We start from the raw sequence: 15,008 nt of genomic DNA, 5'->3' as shown, positions 1-15,008 counted from the left end.
CTTTTCCGGGAGGCATTTCTATAATGCCCTACCCCTTGTCAATACTGCGAAATGCCGCCATCAGAACATTCTGCCCACCAGGCCCCAGCTCCTGGCTCCCAAGCTCCCAAGAAACGCATGCACTGGCTGCTGCGCTCCATTTTCTGGCTGATCGGACTTGCCGTCGCCGCTGCCCTGGCCGCTTTGCTGGCCGTGGCCGTGGCGCTGGCCATGGCTTACCCCAACCTCCCCGATGTCTCCGAGCTCGCAGACTACCGCCCCAAGCTACCGCTGCGGGTGTATTCCAGCGAAGGGGCTCTGCTGGGTGAATTCGGCGAAGAACGCCGCACCCTGACGCCCATCAACGAGATCCCCAAGGTCATGACGGATGCGGTGCTGGCCATCGAGGACACCCGCTTCTTCGAGCATGGCGGCGTGGACTACAAGGGCATGCTGCGTGCCGCGCTGGCCAACCTGGGCAAGGTCAAGAGCCAGGGCGCCTCCACCATCACCATGCAGGTGGCGCGCAATGTCTACCTCTCCTCCGAGAAGACCTATACCCGCAAGATCTACGAAATCCTGCTGACCTTCAAGCTTGAGCATCTGCTCACCAAGGAGCAGATCCTCGAGATCTACATGAACCAGATTTTCCTGGGCAACCGAGCCTATGGCTTTGCAGCAGCCTGCGAAGCCTATTTCGGCCATCCGCTCAAGGACATCACGGTGGCCGAAGCCGCCATGCTGGCCGGCCTGCCCAAGGCCCCCTCGGCCTACAACCCGATCAGCAACCCCAAGCGCGCCCGCATCCGTCAGCTCTACATCATCGAGCGCATGGAGGAAAACGGCTTCATCACTGCAGAGCAGGCCAAGCAGGCTCGCGAAGAGCCACTCAAGCTGCGTACGGCGGCCAACTCCACCCGCGTACACGCGGAGTACGTGGCTGAAATGGCCCGCCAGTTGATCTTTGCCCAGTATGGCAACGACGCCTACACCCGCGGCCTGAACGTCTACACCACCCTCAATGCCGGCGAACAAGAGGCCGCCTACAAGGCTTTGCGCGAAGGCATCATGAACTACGAACGCCGCCAGAAGTACCGCGGCCCCGAGAAGTTCATCACCCTGCCCAGCAATGCGCAGGAGCTGGAAGACGCCATCGACGACGCCCTTGCCAACCACCCCGACAACGGCGACGTGGTTGCGGCCGTGGTGCTGGAAGCCTCGCCGCGCAAGATTGTCGCGGCCCGTGCGGACGGCACTCATTTCGAAATCACCGGCGACAACCTCAAGCCCGCCGAGTCCGGCCTCAGCCCCAAGGCACCGCCCAACATCAAGATCCGCCCCGGTGCCGTGATCCGCGCCGTCAAGAACGCCAAGGGAGCCTGGGAAATCACCCAGTTGCCCGAGGTCGAAGGTGCTTTTGTCGCCATGTCCACGCAAACCGGCGCCATCCGCGCGCTGATCGGTGGATTCGACTTCGAAAAGAACAAGTTCAACCACGTGACCCAGGCCTGGCGCCAGCCTGGCTCCAGCTTCAAGCCCTTCATCTACTCGGCGGCGCTGGAGCACGGGTTCTCGCCTTCCACCATGATCAATGACGCACCGATCTTCTTCAGTGCAGCAACCACCGGTGGCCAGCCCTGGGAGCCCAAGAACTACGACGGCCGCTACGACGGCCCCATGACCATGCGCACGGGCTTGAACAAGTCCAAGAACATGATCTCCATCCGATTGCTGCAGGCCATCGGCCCCAAGACCGGGCAGGAATGGGCCACGCGCTTCGGCTTTGAAGCCGCCAAACAGCCCGCCTACCTGACCATGGCCCTGGGCGCCGGCTCGGTCACGCCGCTTCAGATGGCAGGCGCCTACTCGGTGTTTGCCAACGGCGGCCATCGCATCAACCCCTGGCTGATCGCCCGCGTGACCGACCACAAGGGCCGCATCCTCTCCGAGTTCACCCCTCCGGCAGTGAAGGAACTGCCCCAGGCCATTCCCGAGCGCAACGCCTTCCTCACCGGCACCCTGCTCAATGATGTGGCACGCGTGGGCACAGCTGCACGTGCGCAGGCCACACTCAAGCGCCCCGACCTGTATGGCAAGACCGGCACCACCAATGACTCGGTGGATGCCTGGTTTGCCGGCTACCAGCCCAGCCTTGCAGCGGTCTCCTGGATCGGCTACGACACACCGCGCAATCTGGGCTCGCGTGAAACCGGTGGCGGCCTGAGCCTGCCCATCTGGATCAATTTCATGCAGCACGCGCTCAAGGGCGTGCCTGTGGCCGAAGTGCAGGCACCGCCTGGCGTGGTCAATATGGGCGGCGACTGGTACTACGAAGAAAACGCCCGCAACGGCGGCGTCTCCAGCCTCGGCATGGAAGGCGCCTCCGACCCGAATGCGGGTGGCAATGCCGGCCCGGGTGCCACCCAGCCACCGGCTGCGGAAGAGCGCAGCCGCATTCTGGACCTGTTCAGAAACTAAGCACTCGCAAAGCAAAAAGCCTGCCTCTCATCGAGGCAGGCTTTTTTTATGCCAGCGCCCTGAATGCTCAGGCCAGAGCCTTGAACTCCAGCGCCATGCCAGACTGCTCGCTCGCGTATTGCGTCAGGTTGGCAAAGAACTCGCCAGCACCCTTGGTGTCCAGCCAGACCTTCTTGTCTTCGTCAAAGCGATAGTGAAAGCCGCCAGCCTTGGCCGCCAGCCAGATTTCATGCAGGGGCTTTTGCTGGTTGATGACAATCTGGCTGCGATTGGCAAATACCAGTGTCACCATGCCCCCCACGCGCTGGGCATCAAGGTCGGCATCGGTTTCGTCATCAATGCGGTCGCAGCATTTCTCCACAGCCAGCAGAAGTTGGTCGGCGCGGTCCAGATATTCAAGGTCAGTCATTACAATTTGCCCATGTTGAAAGCCAACCAAATTCTAGTCAGGAGCATTGCCCTTGCGGCTTGTGCGGCGTCCCTCGCAGCACTTTCGGCCTGTGGACAAAAAGGCCCGCTCTATCTGCCCACCGATCCTGCCGCCCAGGGCCGTGCCACGCTGCCCGAAACGCTGGGCATTTCCAGCAAGCCCTCCACCACGGCAACACCCGCAGACCCAACCAAGCCGCCGATCGAGGCCGGCGAGACGGGCCAGACCGATGCCAAGCCCTGAGGCTTGATGCACATCAACATGTCGCCCAGGCTTACTCTCTAGAGTGACGGCATCTTGTCTTTTGACAAACCGTCATGTCCATTGAGCTCTATCGCGACAAAAACCACATCTGCCTGATGTTCACCGACCTCATCGAGGAGGACGGTCAGGCCATTCAGGCCAATCAGTTCCTGATTGTGGACCACGGCACGGGAGCCATCATCGATCCCGGCGGCAACCTGGCTTTCAACGAGCTGTTCATGGGCATGTCGCGGCATTTCCCGCCGCAAAAGCTCGCCTATCTGATTGCCTCGCATGCCGACCCGGACATCATTGCCTCGCTGGACCGCTGGATGAGCAGCACGCGCGCGCAACTGGTCATCTCGCGCATCTGGGAGCGCTTTGCACCGCACTTCACCAAGGTGGGCAAGACTGAAAATCGCGTCATCGGCGTGCCCGATGCGGGCGGGCGCCTGCCCTTGGGCCATAGCGAACTGGTGCTGCTGCCCGCGCACTTCCTGCATGCCGAGGGCAACTTCCACTTCTACGACCCGATCAGCAAGATTCTGTTCACGGGCGACCTCGGCGTATCCCTGACCACCGGCGCAGAAGCCCAGAAGCCCGTTACCGACCTCGGCCCGCATATTGCACGCATGGAAGGCTTTCACCGTCGCTACATGGTCTCCAACAAGATTTTGCGGCTGTGGGTGCAGATGGCGCGCCAGCTCCATATCGACATGATCGTGCCCCAGCATGGCGCTCCCATCATGGGCAAGCAGGCGATCGGCGATCTGTTCAATTGGCTCGAAGGCCTGCAATGCGGCATCGACCTGTTCGAGCAGGATGCCTACCGGCTTCCTTCGGCGCAGATCGACCCGGTCTCCCGTCAGCTGCGTACCGCAGCCGGCTGACGGCTCCTGAGAGCGCGCACCACTCGCCAGCCCAGCAAGGCTCCGAGAATGGCGGCATAGACCGCCACCTCTGCAAAATTGTTCTTGCCGGCACGCATCCAGAAGAAATGCAGCAAGGCCAGCGGCACCGCCACATAGACTGCGCGGTGCAGCCACTGCCAGCGCTTGCCGCCCAGGGCCCTGAGTATGAACTTTGGCGAGGTGACCGCCAGCACCAGCAGCAGCAGCCAGGTACTGAAACCCACCAGGATAAACGGGCGCTTGGGGATATCGGCCACGATATCGCCCCAGTCCAGCCCCATGTCGAACCAGGCATAGCAAAGCAGGTGCAGACAGGCGTAGAAGAATACATACAGACCCAGCATGCGCCGGTAACGCACCAGCAGATTCCAGCCGCTGATCTGGCGCAGCGGTGTCACCACCAGCACGATGCAGAGAAAACGCAGAGTCCAGTCGCCCGTGCTGCGCAGCAGGGCTTCGGCCGGATTGGCCCCCAGCCCGTCGGTGAACGCCGCATAGAACAGCCATGCGCAAGGCAGCAGGCACAGCGTGAAGACCAGTGGCTTGGCCCAGGGCTTGAGCAACCAGGCCTGCATCAGTAGAACTTCTTCAGATCCATGCCCGCATACAGCGACGCCACCTGATCGCCATAGCCGTTGAACAGCAAGGTCTTGCGTCGCTTGGCGAACAGCCCGCCCTCGCCGATGCGCCGCTCGGTGGCCTGGCTCCAGCGCGGATGATCGACCTCGGGATTCACATTCGAATAAAAGCCGTACTCGTTGCGTGCCGCCTTGTTCCAGGCTGTGCCGGGCTCCTTGTCGGTCAGGCGGATTGCCACCAGTGACTTGGCGCTCTTGAAACCATATTTCCAGGGCACGACCAGGCGCAGCGGCGCACCATTCTGGTTGGGCAGGACCTCGCCGTACATGCCGAAGGCCAGCAGCGTCAACGGGTGCATGGCCTCATCCAGCCGCAAGCCTTCGGTATAGGGCCAGTCCAGCACACCGCTTCTGAGTCCTGGCATCTGGGCCTTGTCGGCCAGGGTGACGAATTCCACATACCTGGCGCCGGAGAGCGGCTGCACTTTCCTGAGCAGCTCGGACAGCGAGTAGCCGACCCAGGGGATGACCATGGACCAGCCCTCCACGCAGCGCAGGCGGTAGATGCGCTCTTCCATGGGCGCGAGCTTGAGCAGGCTGTCGATGTCCAGGGTCTGCGGCTTCTGCACCAGACCTTCGATGCGTACCGTCCAGGGCCGGGTCTTGAGCGTGTGCGCATTGCGTGCCGGCTCGTCCTTGTCCAGACCAAACTCGTAGTAGTTGTTGTAGCTGGTCACGTCCTGATAGCTGGTGGTCGCCTCCACGGTCATGGCCCCGACCACCTTGCTGGCCACGCCCTTCAGGGCGGGTAGATGCACGCGATCGGCCGCAGCCAGCGCATCACGGCCGGCCCAGCCTGCCAGGGTCGCGCCCGCAGCGCCCATGGCCAGGGTCTGCAGAAAGTCCCGGCGCTGCAGGTATTGGGTCCGAGGCGTGATCTCGCTGCCCAGTGGATGTTCAAAGCCTTGGTTGCGGTGACGTATCAGCATAGGAATGCTCCCAAACGACGATCAAGAGTAGTGCGATTTGGAAGCCCCGTGCGTCAGCAAAGTTCCTCCGAACTTCTGAATAAAAAAGGAGCTGCTTGCGCTTGATGCTCAATGGTTTCAGACTGTTTTCAACCTGAAATCCTTATTCAATCAGCGCAAGCAGCTCCTGTTTTTTGGAGTGCCTGATGAGAGGCCTACAGTTCTCCGTAGCTGTGCAGGCCCGACAGAAACATGTTCACGCCCAGGAAGGCAAAGGTGGTGACGGCCAGACCCGCCAGCGCCCACCAGGCGGACACCGTGCCGCGCAGGCCCTTCATCAGGCGCATATGCAGCCAGGCCGCATAGTTGAGCCAGACGATCAGCGCCCAGGTTTCCTTGGGGTCCCAGCTCCAGTAGCCGCCCCAGGCCTCGGCCGCCCAGAGTGCACCGAGCACGGTGGCGATGGTGAAGAAGGCAAAGCCTACGGCGATGGCCTTGTACATCACGTCGTCCAGAATCTCGAACGAGGGCAGACGGGCCGCAATGCGCTTGCGCGAGAGCAGGATGCCGGCCACGATCAGGGCCGAAATGCCGAAGTACACCATCCAGTAGCTGCCGCCGTTCTCGGTCGCGCCCTTGCGAAAGACGATGGGCTCGAAGCACAGGACCACGCCCAACAGCCACAGCGGCGCAAGCTTGTACCACTTGGTCTCGGTGGCCTGCTGCTTGATCAGATAGGCGAACGCCACCATGGCCGACAGCGCAAACGTGCCGTAGCCGATGAAGTTGGCGGGCACATGCAGCTTCATCCACCAGCTCTTGAGGGCAGGCACCAGGGGCTGAATCTCATGGGCCTGGCGCACCAGCGTGTACCAGAGCAGAAAGCCCACGGCCGCGCTGACCACCAGCATCACAAAGCCGCCCAGGGCGCGCGTGTCGTAATGCTGCTCGTAGTACAGATAGAAGATGGCCGTCATCCAGCAGAACATGACGAACACTTCGTAGAGATTGCTGACGGGGATATGGCCGATGTCCGGGCCCAGCAGATAGCTCTCGTACCAGCGCACCATGGTGCCGATCAGCGCCATCGCAACGGCCAGCCAGGCCAGGCGCGAACCCAGCAGCGACATGACCGAGCGCTCGCCCTTGGCGAACACGCCGATCCAGTAGAAAGCCGTGCTGATGAAGAACACCATGCTCATCCACAGGATGGCGGACTGGCTGGAGAGGAAGTACTTCAGGCCGAAGACAGACTCCGAGCGCGCCAGCTCGCCGCCATCCGCTCCCTGGTACAGGCCGATGGCCAGGAGCGAGCAGCCCGCCACGCTCAGCATCAGCACCGCCAGCGGGCGCCAGAACCAGCCCAGCCAGATCATGGCAGGGATGGTCGCCAGCAAAATGCCCTTCTCATACACATCCATATAGGCGGCATAGCGCTGAAGCGCATAGCCCAGGCCCACGGCCACCACGACCGCAAACAACCAGTCAAACCAGTTGCGGCGGGCGAAATAGCCTTCATTCAAAGTCAATGTCGTGGTTGCGGTGTTCATACAGAACCTCCGGGAGTCTTCTTTTGTAAGGGCTTGGCCCCGATCAGCTTGTCGGCCAGCATGGCGAACTCGCGGTCGCCATCCATGGTCTTGCGGTTGGTGGACAAGGCCATGTTCGCATGGCTGCCACCATTCGCAGGGGTCAGCCAGATCCAGATGCGGCGGTCACGCACGTACAGCATGGCAAAAACGCCGATGATCAGGAAGAGGCAACCCAGGTAAACAATGTTTTTACCAGGAGCGCGTGCCACCTGGAACACGCTGGCCTGGACCTGCTTGAAGTCCTGCAGCATGAAGACCACGGGCGCCGGGTAGAACTGCGCATCGCTGAGCGAGAACACCGATTGCGTCATGAAGGCCTGGGTCTTCTCGTCGTTCTCGAAAGGCTTAAGCCCTGCCTGCTGGCGCACCTGCTGGGCCAGCTCGAACAGCACGCCGTTCAGAATCCGCACCAGCACCTCGCCGGCGCGCTCGCGCTCGGCCTCGGGCACGTTGCTGTCCATGAAGCCCGATATCGCCTGCAGGCCACCGAGCTGACGGCCGTCGGGAGCCTTGAGCTTGCTGTCCTGACCGGCGAACAGCTCCAGCGCCTTGAGCGCGGACTGCGTCAGCGGCTCGGCCAGTTCGGGCTTGGAGACATCGACCGCCCGCTGCACATAGGCGCGCGCCGCCTTCTCGGCCTGGGTCTTGCTCTGCATGGCCTGGCGCAGCTGCATGAAGGTGTTCATCGTGCCCTCAGGGTCGGCAGGCACGCGCAGATAGCGCATCTGGTCGGCCTGGTTCTCACGCACGCCAAGCAGGAATACGGGCTGGCCGTCGCCCGTGTCCACGGGCAGCATGTAATTCTGGAACTCGCGCGCCTGACCCGAGGCATCGCGCAGCTTGTAGCCCACGCTGGGGCCGATATTGCGCAAATCCTTCTTGTCCGTGGTCTTGTGGGCTGCACCCAGGCGCTCATCAATGGCCTGTCTCAGATCGACCTTGCGCACATCGGTGCCCGCGCCCTTGTCCTGGCCGCCGAAGTTCTCCACATTGATGGTGCGCAGCGCCGTGTACTCCAGCGTCACCTTGTCCTGCTGGCCATCGGCCAGCTTGCGCACGAACTCGGTGGAGTTGCCGATCACGCCCTCCACGTCGAAGGGCTGGGAGACGCCATCCATTGGCACTGCATGCAGCTTGACGCTGGAGCCGCCGTCATCGAAGCTGCTCTGGTAGATCTCGATGCCCTTGTAGCTGGCCGGATGGTTCACCTCCACGCGCTTTTCCAGCTTCTCGCCGGTGGCGCGGTCATGAATCACGATCTCGCTGGCAAACAGCTTGGGCATGCCGGTGGAGTAGTACTCCACGATGAATTTCTTCAATTCCACCGAAAATGGCAGATCTTGCAGCAAGATGCCGTCCGATTGATTCAGGATGGCCGTGCCGGACTGCGTGCCTTCGGAGACCATGAGGTTGCCACGGAAGGTCGGATTCTTGATGGACAGACGGTGCTCGGGCGCCACATCCGAGATCATGCCGCCGCCGGTGTAAGGTGTTTTGCCGCCCAGCAGCATCTGAGCCCGCACAATGAGGTCGCCGTCAAACAGCCCGCCGATACAGATCAGCACGATTGCGCAATGCGCGGCGATATAGCCCAGCTTGTTGGCCGCACCGGCCTTGGCAGCCAGCATCCAGCCGGTGCCGGGCCCGGCCGCTGTGTCGCGCTGCTGCAGCTTGACCTTCCAGCCGCCAGATACCAGTTGCTGACCGAGGCGCTTGGCCGCCTCTTCGGTGCTGCCCGCCACATCGGCCTCGGCGCGATGGTGGAATGCCTTGAGGCTTTGTTCGCGGAGGTTTTCCTTGTAATTGCGGATATCGGCCAGATATTTGGGGGCATGGCGGCTCACGCACAGCGAGGTGCTGATGACCAGAAACGTCAGAATCAGCAAAAACCACCAGGCGCTGTAGACCGCATTGAGCTTGAGCGCCAAAAACAGCTGCGCCCAGAAGGGGCCGAACTGGTTGACATAGTTGACCAGCGGTTCATGTTGCTTGAGCACCGTGCCGATGACCGATGCGATGCAGATCACCGTGAGCAGTGAAATCGCAAAGCGCATGGAGGCCAGCAACTCCAGAGTCGCGCGCACTGCCTGTGAGCGAGAGGAGTCACGATCGCGAAGTGGAAGGTCTGACATGGGGATGAGATAGAGCCGAACGCAAAAAGGCGGGCCATCTGCTGAACTAGCCGATGGGCCCGCCTGACTTGGGGGGTGCCAGATGCCTGAAAGTTCCCGGAGTCACCCGCGCATCTGGTGAAAAGGATTTTTAACGCAAGCCAGCTATATAGTCTGCCACGGCCTTGATTTCGCGATCATTAAGCTTGGCAGCAACCTGGGCCATGGGAATGCTATTGCTGCGCTTGCCGTCGCGAAAGTCCGTCAACGACTTCACGGTATATTCAGCATGCTGACCCGACAGACGCGGGTACTGGGCCGGAATGCCGGAGCCATTGGGGCTGTGGCAACCCGCACAGGCGGCAATCTGGCGCTCCTGAATGCCGCCGCGGAAAATGCGCTCACCCAGGGCGATGGAGTCCTTGTCCTTGGAGAAGCCGTTCTTGGGCGCCTGGGTATGCAGCCAGGCCGCGATATTCTGCATATCGCCATCGCTGAGCGTGGAGGCAAAGCCCTTCATCACCGGGTCGTTGCGCTTGCCGTCCTTGAACTCGCGCAGCTGCTTGACCAGATACTCGGGGTGCTGGCCTGCCAGCTTGGGCTGCAGAGGAATGGTGGAATTGCCGTCTGCGGCATGACAGGCGACGCAAACCGCCCCATAACTGGCTTGCCCTTTGGCAGCATCCGCCTTGACAGGTGTTTCTCCCGCTGAAAATGCGGGGAAGGCAGGTGCTGCGAAAATGGCAGCAGTCAGCAAAGAGGCAAGCAACTTCATATCAAGGGGCTGGGTCTATTGTTGAGAGCGCGAATCCGTCAAATTCTACAATGGGCCTCCCTGAAATAGTTACCGTCATGACCCATGCTTCCCCGGATACCACTGCCGGAAAAACACTTTCTTTGATCGACAGCAAGCTTGCGATGGGCTGGATGCACACCGCACGCTTTTTTACGACCGCAGCCCAGCTCAATCAGCTGCCCAAGGTCGAGGTTCCCGAGATCGCCTTCGTCGGTCGCTCCAATGCTGGCAAGTCCACCGCCATCAATACCCTGACCCAGCAAAAGCAGTTGGCCTTCGCCTCCAAGAAGCCCGGCCGCACCCAGCACATCAACCTGTTTTCGCTGGGCAAGCAGGGCGTGACCGATGCCGTGCTGGCCGACTTGCCCGGCTATGGTTACGCGGCCGTCTCCCGCACCGACAAGGAGCGCTGGCAGCGCGTCATGCTCAACTATCTGATGAGCCGCGAAAGCCTCTCCGCCGTGGTGCTGCTGTGCGACCCGCGCCTGGGCCTGACCGAACTCGACGAAGCCCTGCTGGACGCCATCCGTCCGCGCGTGGAGCAAGGCCTGAAGTTCCTCATCGTGCTGACCAAGGCCGACAAGCTGACCCGCGCCGAGCAGGCCAAGATCCTGTCCATCACCAAGCTCAATGCGGGCGGTGGCGAGGTGCGCCTGTTCTCCGCCCTCAAAAAGCAGGGCGTGGACGATGTGGCCCAGTTGCTGTGGCACTGGTGCCACCCCGAGGGATTGCCCCAGGCAGGTTTGCCCCAGGCGGGAATGCCCCAGGCTGCTCCCGTCACCCAAGCGACGCCCGCTGACGGGACGCCTGCGCAAAATCAGCCATAGGCGCTTATCTTGCAAGCGCCAGAAGCTACAAAAAGGAGAGCTTCATGGTCATGACTTGCACGCATACCCTGTCCACAGGGGTTGAACTGGAATGCCGTACCAGCGGCGAACCGGGTCAGCCCCTGTTGCTGTTTCTGCACGGCTTTCCCGAAGGCGCCTTCATCTGGGATGCGCTGCTTGCGCAATTCGGCAGCCGCTATCGCTGCGTGGCCCCCAATCTGCGCGGTTATGGCCGCTCCAGCCAGCCCACGGCCATCAGCGACTACCGCGCCAAATACCTGGTGGAGGATCTGGCCGCCCTGATTGCGCTGGAAAGCGCCGACAAGCGCGCTGCCTGCGTGATTGCCCATGACTGGGGCGGCGCCGTGGCCTGGGGCCTGGCCAACCGCTACCCGCAGCAGCTCGAGCGGCTGCTGATACTCAACTCCCCGCATCCGGGCAGCTTCTTGCGGGAGCTGCAGTCCAACCCGGTGCAGCAGTCCGCCAGCCAGTACATGCATTTTCTGCGCCGGCCCGATGCGCCCGAGCTGCTGGCCGAAAACGGCTGGCAGCGCATGCTGGGATTCTTTCAGAACCCCGACGGCAGCACGCCAGCATGGCTGACGCCCGAGCGCAAGCAGCAATACCGCGAGCATTGGGATCTGGGCGTGCACGGAGCCTGCATGTTCTACGCGGCCAGCCCGCTGGTGCCGCCCCGCCCCGGCGGCAGCGCCGATGAACTGCAGGACATTCGCGAACTCAGCCTGCCCGATGAAATGCTGCACATTCCTGTGCCGGTGCGCATTCTCTGGGGCGACAACGACCTGGCACTGCAACCCGCTTTGCTGCATGGGCTGGAGCGATGGGTGCCGCAGCTGGAGATAGAGCACCTCCGGGGCTGCAGCCACTGGGTGGTCCATGAGAGGCCCGAGGCTGTGCAGCGCGCCCTGACCGAGTTTCTTCAGACGCCAGTGCGCTCCTGAAAAAGAAGCTTCTGGCGCCCAGCCATCATGGCATGGAGAACGATCTGACGCCTATTTCCCGGAGTACAGCGATGGCTCGCCGTCCGGGCGCGTCTTGAAGCGTTTGTGCACCCAGTAATACTGCGGGACCATGGTCATGATGGCTGCCTGCAGCTCACGGTTCATGCGGGCGGTATCGGCCACATGGTCGTCCGTCGGGAAATTCTCCCAGGCCGGCGTCAGCTCTGCCACATAGCCCTCAGGCGTCATGCGGTTGTAAAGCGCCACCACCTTGGCCTTGCCCAGGCGCGCAAAGCGCGAAAGCGAGGGAATGGTGGCCGTGTCCTGCACCGCGAAAAAGGGCACGAACACCGAGTCGTTCTTGCCATAGTCCATGTCGGGCAGCAGATACAGCAGCCCGCCCTTGCGCAGGCACTGGATGATGGGTTTGACGCCATCTGCACGGTTGAGCATCTTCACATTGCCGAAGCGCTGGCGGCCATTCATGAACCAGCGATCCAGGTCCGGATCGGGATTGGTGGCGAAGATGGAGGTGAACTCGCGCTCGGTATTGAGCGGCAGGGCCAGGCCACCGGCATCCATGCTGTAGAAATGCGGCGCGAAGACGATGGTGGGCGTATCGCCCTCCAGCTCATGCGTGGCCCCGACCAGCTTAACGCGGCTGCGCACCAGCTCCTCGGCGCCGAACCACAGCCAGCTTCTGTCGAGAAAGGTCTGGCAAAAGACTTCAAAAGACTCCTTCGCCCAGGCTTTGCGCTGTGCCTCAGGCACATCGGGAAAGCACAGTTCGAAGTTGCGCAGTGCGATGCGCCGACGCTGGCCCGCCACCACAAACAGCACACGACCCACAACCTTGCCCAGCCCGCGCAGCAGGGGCAGCGGCAGCTTGGCCAGCACATGCATGCAGCCGATGGCGATCTTGCTGGCACTCATGCCTTCTCCCCCGAGATTTGCTTGTCTTCACGCGGCTGCTTGTAGCGGCCGTAGCCCCACAGGTATTGATGCGGAGACTGACGGATGGTGGTTTCCATGGCGCGGTTGATCAGCGCCACGGTGGCTTCCAGCGATTGAGATTCGGGCACAGGCAATTCCTCTAGATACAGCGTATAGCCCCGCCCCCAGGACTTTCGCTCGCACCGAGCCACGATGACCGTGGCCCCGGTTTGCAGCACCAGTCGCGCTGCCAATGTCATCGTATACGCATCGCGGCCGAAAAAAGGCGACCAGATGCCCAGCCCGTTGGGCGGAACCTGATCGGGCAGCAAACCCACGGCAGCGCCCTGGCGCAGGGCCTTGATCATCTGACGCACGCCCGCCAAGGTGGTGGGAACGGCCTGGACGCCGGGACGATTGCGCGCGGTTTCCAGAATTTCGGCCAGCCAGCCCTGGCGTGCGGGGCGGTAGAGCACGGTGATTGCGCCATGCCGGTCCGACCAGCGCCGCGCTGCGGCCTGCACCGACATCTCGAAGCAGCCCAGATGTGGCGTGAGAAACACAATGCCCTTGCCACGCGCATAGGCCTGCTCGACCACGGCTTCGTTGACGATGTCGCATTCCGGCAACTGACCCAGCCAGATGCGCGGCATCTCGAACACCATGCGCCCCGCGTGTCCCACCGCAGCCCTGACCTGCGCAAAGGCATAGCCGGCCTGTGCGGCATTGGCTGCAAATCGGCGCCGATAGGTGGGAGATAGCGCCCAGGTCACCCATCCCATGGCAGCGCCAAGGCCATGCAATAGCCATAAAGGCAGTGCAGCAAACAGTCGAAACAGGGAAGGCATTAGAATAGCGGGGTCGCTGAGTTAAAGAGCAACTTGCAGGGCGACGTAAAAACAAAACTGCTAAAGCGTTCGCCAGACTTCGAAGCTCGGGCAACGCAATTGCCCAAGCAACAAGGAGTTATATCAATGGCGAACAGCGATTTTCTGTTTACCTCGGAATCGGTTTCTGAAGGCCACCCCGACAAGGTTGCCGACCAGATCTCTGACGCGATTCTGGACGCTATTTTCACCCAAGACCCGCACAGCCGCGTGGCTGCCGAGACACTGACCAACACCGGTCTGGTGGTATTAGCCGGTGAAATCACCACCGGTGCGAATGTGGACTACATCCAGGTCGCACGCGACACCATCAAGCGCATCGGCTACGACAACACCGAATACGGCATCGACTACAAGGGTTGCTCGGTGCTCGTCGCCTACGACAAGCAAAGCCAGGACATCGCCCAGGGCGTGGACAAGGCCAGCGATGACGAGCTGAATACCGGTGCTGGCGACCAGGGCCTGATGTTCGGCTACGCCTGCGACGAAACGCCCGAGCTGATGCCCGCGCCCATCTATTACGCGCACCGTCTGATGGAACGCCAGGCCCAGCTGCGCAAGGATGGCCGTCTGCCTTTCCTGCGCCCGGACGCCAAGAGCCAGGTGACCCTGCGCTATGTGGACGGCAAGCCCCACAGCATCGACACCGTGGTGCTGTCCACACAGCACAGCCCCGATCAGTCGGAAACGGCAACCAAAATGAAGGCATCGTTCACCGAAGCCATCATCGAAGAGATCATCAAGCCCGTGCTACCCTCCGAGTGGCTGCTGGACACCAAGTACCTGATCAACCCCACCGGCCGCTTCGTCGTGGGCGGACCTCAGGGCGACTGTGGCCTGACCGGTCGCAAGATCATTGTGGACACCTACGGCGGTGCCTGCCCCCACGGCGGCGGTGCGTTCTCCGGCAAGGATCCAACCAAGGTGGACCGCTCGGCTGCCTATGCCGCCCGCTATGTGGCCAAGAACGTGGTGGCTGCCGGTCTGGCGCGCCAGTGCCAGGTGCAGGTTGCCTACGCCATCGGCGTGGCCCGCCCCATGAACATCACCGTGTACACCGAAGGCACAGGCGTGATTCCCGATGCGGAAATCGCCAAGCTGGTGGCCGCACATTTCGACCTGCGCCCCAAGGGCATCATCCAGATGCTGGATCTGCTGCGCCCCATCTACAGCAAGACTGCGGCTTATGGTCACTTCGGCCGCGAAGAGCCCGAGTTCACCTGGGAACGCACCGACAAGGCAGCTTTGCTGCGTGCCGCTGCCGGCCTGAAGTGATTCGCCCCCCCGCAAAACGGGTCTGAGGATCCGAGGGC

Annotated in this window: 14 protein-coding genes; 6 read left to right on the top strand and 8 right to left on the bottom strand. The window is 62.0% G+C overall.

The window, feature by feature from the left end; all coding sequences use genetic code 11:
• Window positions 1–117 precede the first annotated feature (117 nt).
• Window positions 118–2,457, top strand: a complete 2,340-nt coding sequence (locus ACLBXN_RS01055) for a penicillin-binding protein 1A (protein WP_343675946.1) — start codon at window positions 118–120, stop codon at window positions 2,455–2,457.
• Between the two features lie 67 nt (window positions 2,458–2,524).
• Here ACLBXN_RS01055 and cyaY read toward each other — a convergent pair whose 3' ends face one another.
• The gene (gene cyaY, locus ACLBXN_RS01050; protein WP_003058729.1) at window positions 2,525–2,866 is read right to left on the bottom strand and encodes an iron donor protein CyaY; all 342 of its coding nucleotides are present in this window, start codon (window positions 2,864–2,866) and stop codon (window positions 2,525–2,527) included.
• A 12-nt stretch (window positions 2,867–2,878) separates the two neighbouring features.
• Here cyaY and lptM point away from each other — a divergent pair, with 12 nt between their 5' ends.
• Window positions 2,879–3,130: an LPS translocon maturation chaperone LptM gene (lptM, locus tag ACLBXN_RS01045; RefSeq protein ID WP_343675942.1), complete on the top strand. Its 252-nt coding sequence runs from the start codon at window positions 2,879–2,881 to the stop codon at window positions 3,128–3,130.
• Window positions 3,131–3,204: 74 nt separating this feature from the next.
• Complete coding sequence (locus ACLBXN_RS01040; protein WP_447610856.1) at window positions 3,205–4,020, top strand: MBL fold metallo-hydrolase; 816 nt, start codon at window positions 3,205–3,207, stop codon at window positions 4,018–4,020.
• Here ACLBXN_RS01040 and ACLBXN_RS01035 read toward each other — a convergent pair.
• The 5 genes from ACLBXN_RS01035 to ACLBXN_RS01015 form a co-directional block, all read right to left on the bottom strand.
• Window positions 3,996–4,616 (bottom strand): sulfite oxidase heme-binding subunit YedZ, encoded by a 621-nt coding sequence (locus tag ACLBXN_RS01035; protein WP_447610855.1) that lies wholly within the window; start codon window positions 4,614–4,616, stop codon window positions 3,996–3,998. The genes ACLBXN_RS01040 and ACLBXN_RS01035 overlap by 25 nt on opposite strands.
• The gene (gene msrP / locus ACLBXN_RS01030; protein ID WP_447610854.1) at window positions 4,616–5,608 is read right to left on the bottom strand and encodes a protein-methionine-sulfoxide reductase catalytic subunit MsrP; all 993 of its coding nucleotides are present in this window, start codon (window positions 5,606–5,608) and stop codon (window positions 4,616–4,618) included. Before msrP ends, ACLBXN_RS01035 begins: the two co-directional genes overlap by 1 nt.
• 194 nt (window positions 5,609–5,802) lie before the next feature.
• On the bottom strand, window positions 5,803–7,137 hold the full coding sequence (gene ccsB, locus ACLBXN_RS01025; protein WP_447610852.1) for a c-type cytochrome biogenesis protein CcsB: 1,335 nt from the start codon (window positions 7,135–7,137) through the stop codon (window positions 5,803–5,805).
• Window positions 7,134–9,311 carry a cytochrome c biogenesis protein ResB gene (locus ACLBXN_RS01020; RefSeq protein ID WP_447610851.1) on the bottom strand — a complete coding sequence of 726 codons (2,178 nt, stop codon included), beginning with the start codon at window positions 9,309–9,311 and terminating at the stop codon, window positions 7,134–7,136. Before ACLBXN_RS01020 ends, ccsB begins: the two co-directional genes overlap by 4 nt.
• Before the next feature lie 130 nt (window positions 9,312–9,441).
• Complete coding sequence (locus tag ACLBXN_RS01015; protein WP_019043027.1) at window positions 9,442–10,065, bottom strand: c-type cytochrome; 624 nt, start codon at window positions 10,063–10,065, stop codon at window positions 9,442–9,444.
• Window positions 10,066–10,142: 77 nt separating this feature from the next.
• Here ACLBXN_RS01015 and yihA point away from each other — a divergent pair, with 77 nt between their 5' ends.
• Both yihA and ACLBXN_RS01005 read left to right on the top strand, forming a co-directional pair.
• Window positions 10,143–10,913 (top strand): ribosome biogenesis GTP-binding protein YihA/YsxC, encoded by a 771-nt coding sequence (yihA, locus tag ACLBXN_RS01010; protein WP_447610850.1) that lies wholly within the window; start codon window positions 10,143–10,145, stop codon window positions 10,911–10,913.
• Window positions 10,914–10,957: 44 nt separating this feature from the next.
• Entirely contained in the window at window positions 10,958–11,875 is a 918-nt protein-coding gene (locus ACLBXN_RS01005) for an alpha/beta fold hydrolase (protein WP_447610849.1), read from the top strand.
• 51 nt (window positions 11,876–11,926) lie between these two features.
• Here ACLBXN_RS01005 and ACLBXN_RS01000 read toward each other — a convergent pair whose 3' ends face one another.
• A complete protein-coding gene (locus tag ACLBXN_RS01000) occupies window positions 11,927–12,808 on the bottom strand; it encodes a lysophospholipid acyltransferase family protein (RefSeq protein ID WP_447610848.1) in 882 nt (293 codons plus the stop codon).
• A complete protein-coding gene (locus tag ACLBXN_RS00995; RefSeq protein WP_447610847.1) occupies window positions 12,805–13,656 on the bottom strand; it encodes a lysophospholipid acyltransferase family protein in 852 nt (283 codons plus the stop codon). The genes ACLBXN_RS01000 and ACLBXN_RS00995 overlap by 4 nt, the downstream gene beginning before the upstream one ends.
• 126 nt (window positions 13,657–13,782) lie before the next feature.
• On the opposite strand from ACLBXN_RS00995, the gene metK reads away from it, so the two are divergent.
• Complete coding sequence (gene metK, locus ACLBXN_RS00990; RefSeq protein WP_003061970.1) at window positions 13,783–14,970, top strand: methionine adenosyltransferase; 1,188 nt, start codon at window positions 13,783–13,785, stop codon at window positions 14,968–14,970.
• Window positions 14,971–15,008: the final 38 nt, after the last annotated feature.

The organism is Comamonas sp. C24C (assembly GCF_053345995.1).
This window is presented reverse-complemented; position numbering and strand designations above follow the sequence as displayed.

Excerpts from the sequence above, each read along its gene's own strand:
- ACLBXN_RS01055 (WP_343675946.1), top strand. The coding sequence starts at position 118 with ATGCACTGGCTGCTGCGCTCCATTTTCTGGCTGATCGGACTTGCCGTC.
- cyaY (WP_003058729.1), bottom strand. The coding sequence starts at position 2,866 with ATGACTGACCTTGAATATCTGGACCGCGCCGACCAACTTCTGCTGGCT.
- lptM (WP_343675942.1), top strand. The coding sequence starts at position 2,879 with ATGTTGAAAGCCAACCAAATTCTAGTCAGGAGCATTGCCCTTGCGGCT.
- ACLBXN_RS01040 (WP_447610856.1), top strand. The coding sequence starts at position 3,205 with ATGTCCATTGAGCTCTATCGCGACAAAAACCACATCTGCCTGATGTTC.
- ACLBXN_RS01035 (WP_447610855.1), bottom strand. The coding sequence starts at position 4,616 with ATGCAGGCCTGGTTGCTCAAGCCCTGGGCCAAGCCACTGGTCTTCACG.
- msrP (WP_447610854.1), bottom strand. The coding sequence starts at position 5,608 with ATGCTGATACGTCACCGCAACCAAGGCTTTGAACATCCACTGGGCAGC.
- ccsB (WP_447610852.1), bottom strand. The coding sequence starts at position 7,137 with ATGAACACCGCAACCACGACATTGACTTTGAATGAAGGCTATTTCGCC.
- ACLBXN_RS01020 (WP_447610851.1), bottom strand. The coding sequence starts at position 9,311 with ATGTCAGACCTTCCACTTCGCGATCGTGACTCCTCTCGCTCACAGGCA.
- ACLBXN_RS01015 (WP_019043027.1), bottom strand. The coding sequence starts at position 10,065 with ATGAAGTTGCTTGCCTCTTTGCTGACTGCTGCCATTTTCGCAGCACCT.
- yihA (WP_447610850.1), top strand. The coding sequence starts at position 10,143 with ATGACCCATGCTTCCCCGGATACCACTGCCGGAAAAACACTTTCTTTG.
- ACLBXN_RS01005 (WP_447610849.1), top strand. The coding sequence starts at position 10,958 with ATGGTCATGACTTGCACGCATACCCTGTCCACAGGGGTTGAACTGGAA.
- ACLBXN_RS01000 (WP_447610848.1), bottom strand. The coding sequence starts at position 12,808 with ATGAGTGCCAGCAAGATCGCCATCGGCTGCATGCATGTGCTGGCCAAG.
- ACLBXN_RS00995 (WP_447610847.1), bottom strand. The coding sequence starts at position 13,656 with ATGCCTTCCCTGTTTCGACTGTTTGCTGCACTGCCTTTATGGCTATTG.
- metK (WP_003061970.1), top strand. The coding sequence starts at position 13,783 with ATGGCGAACAGCGATTTTCTGTTTACCTCGGAATCGGTTTCTGAAGGC.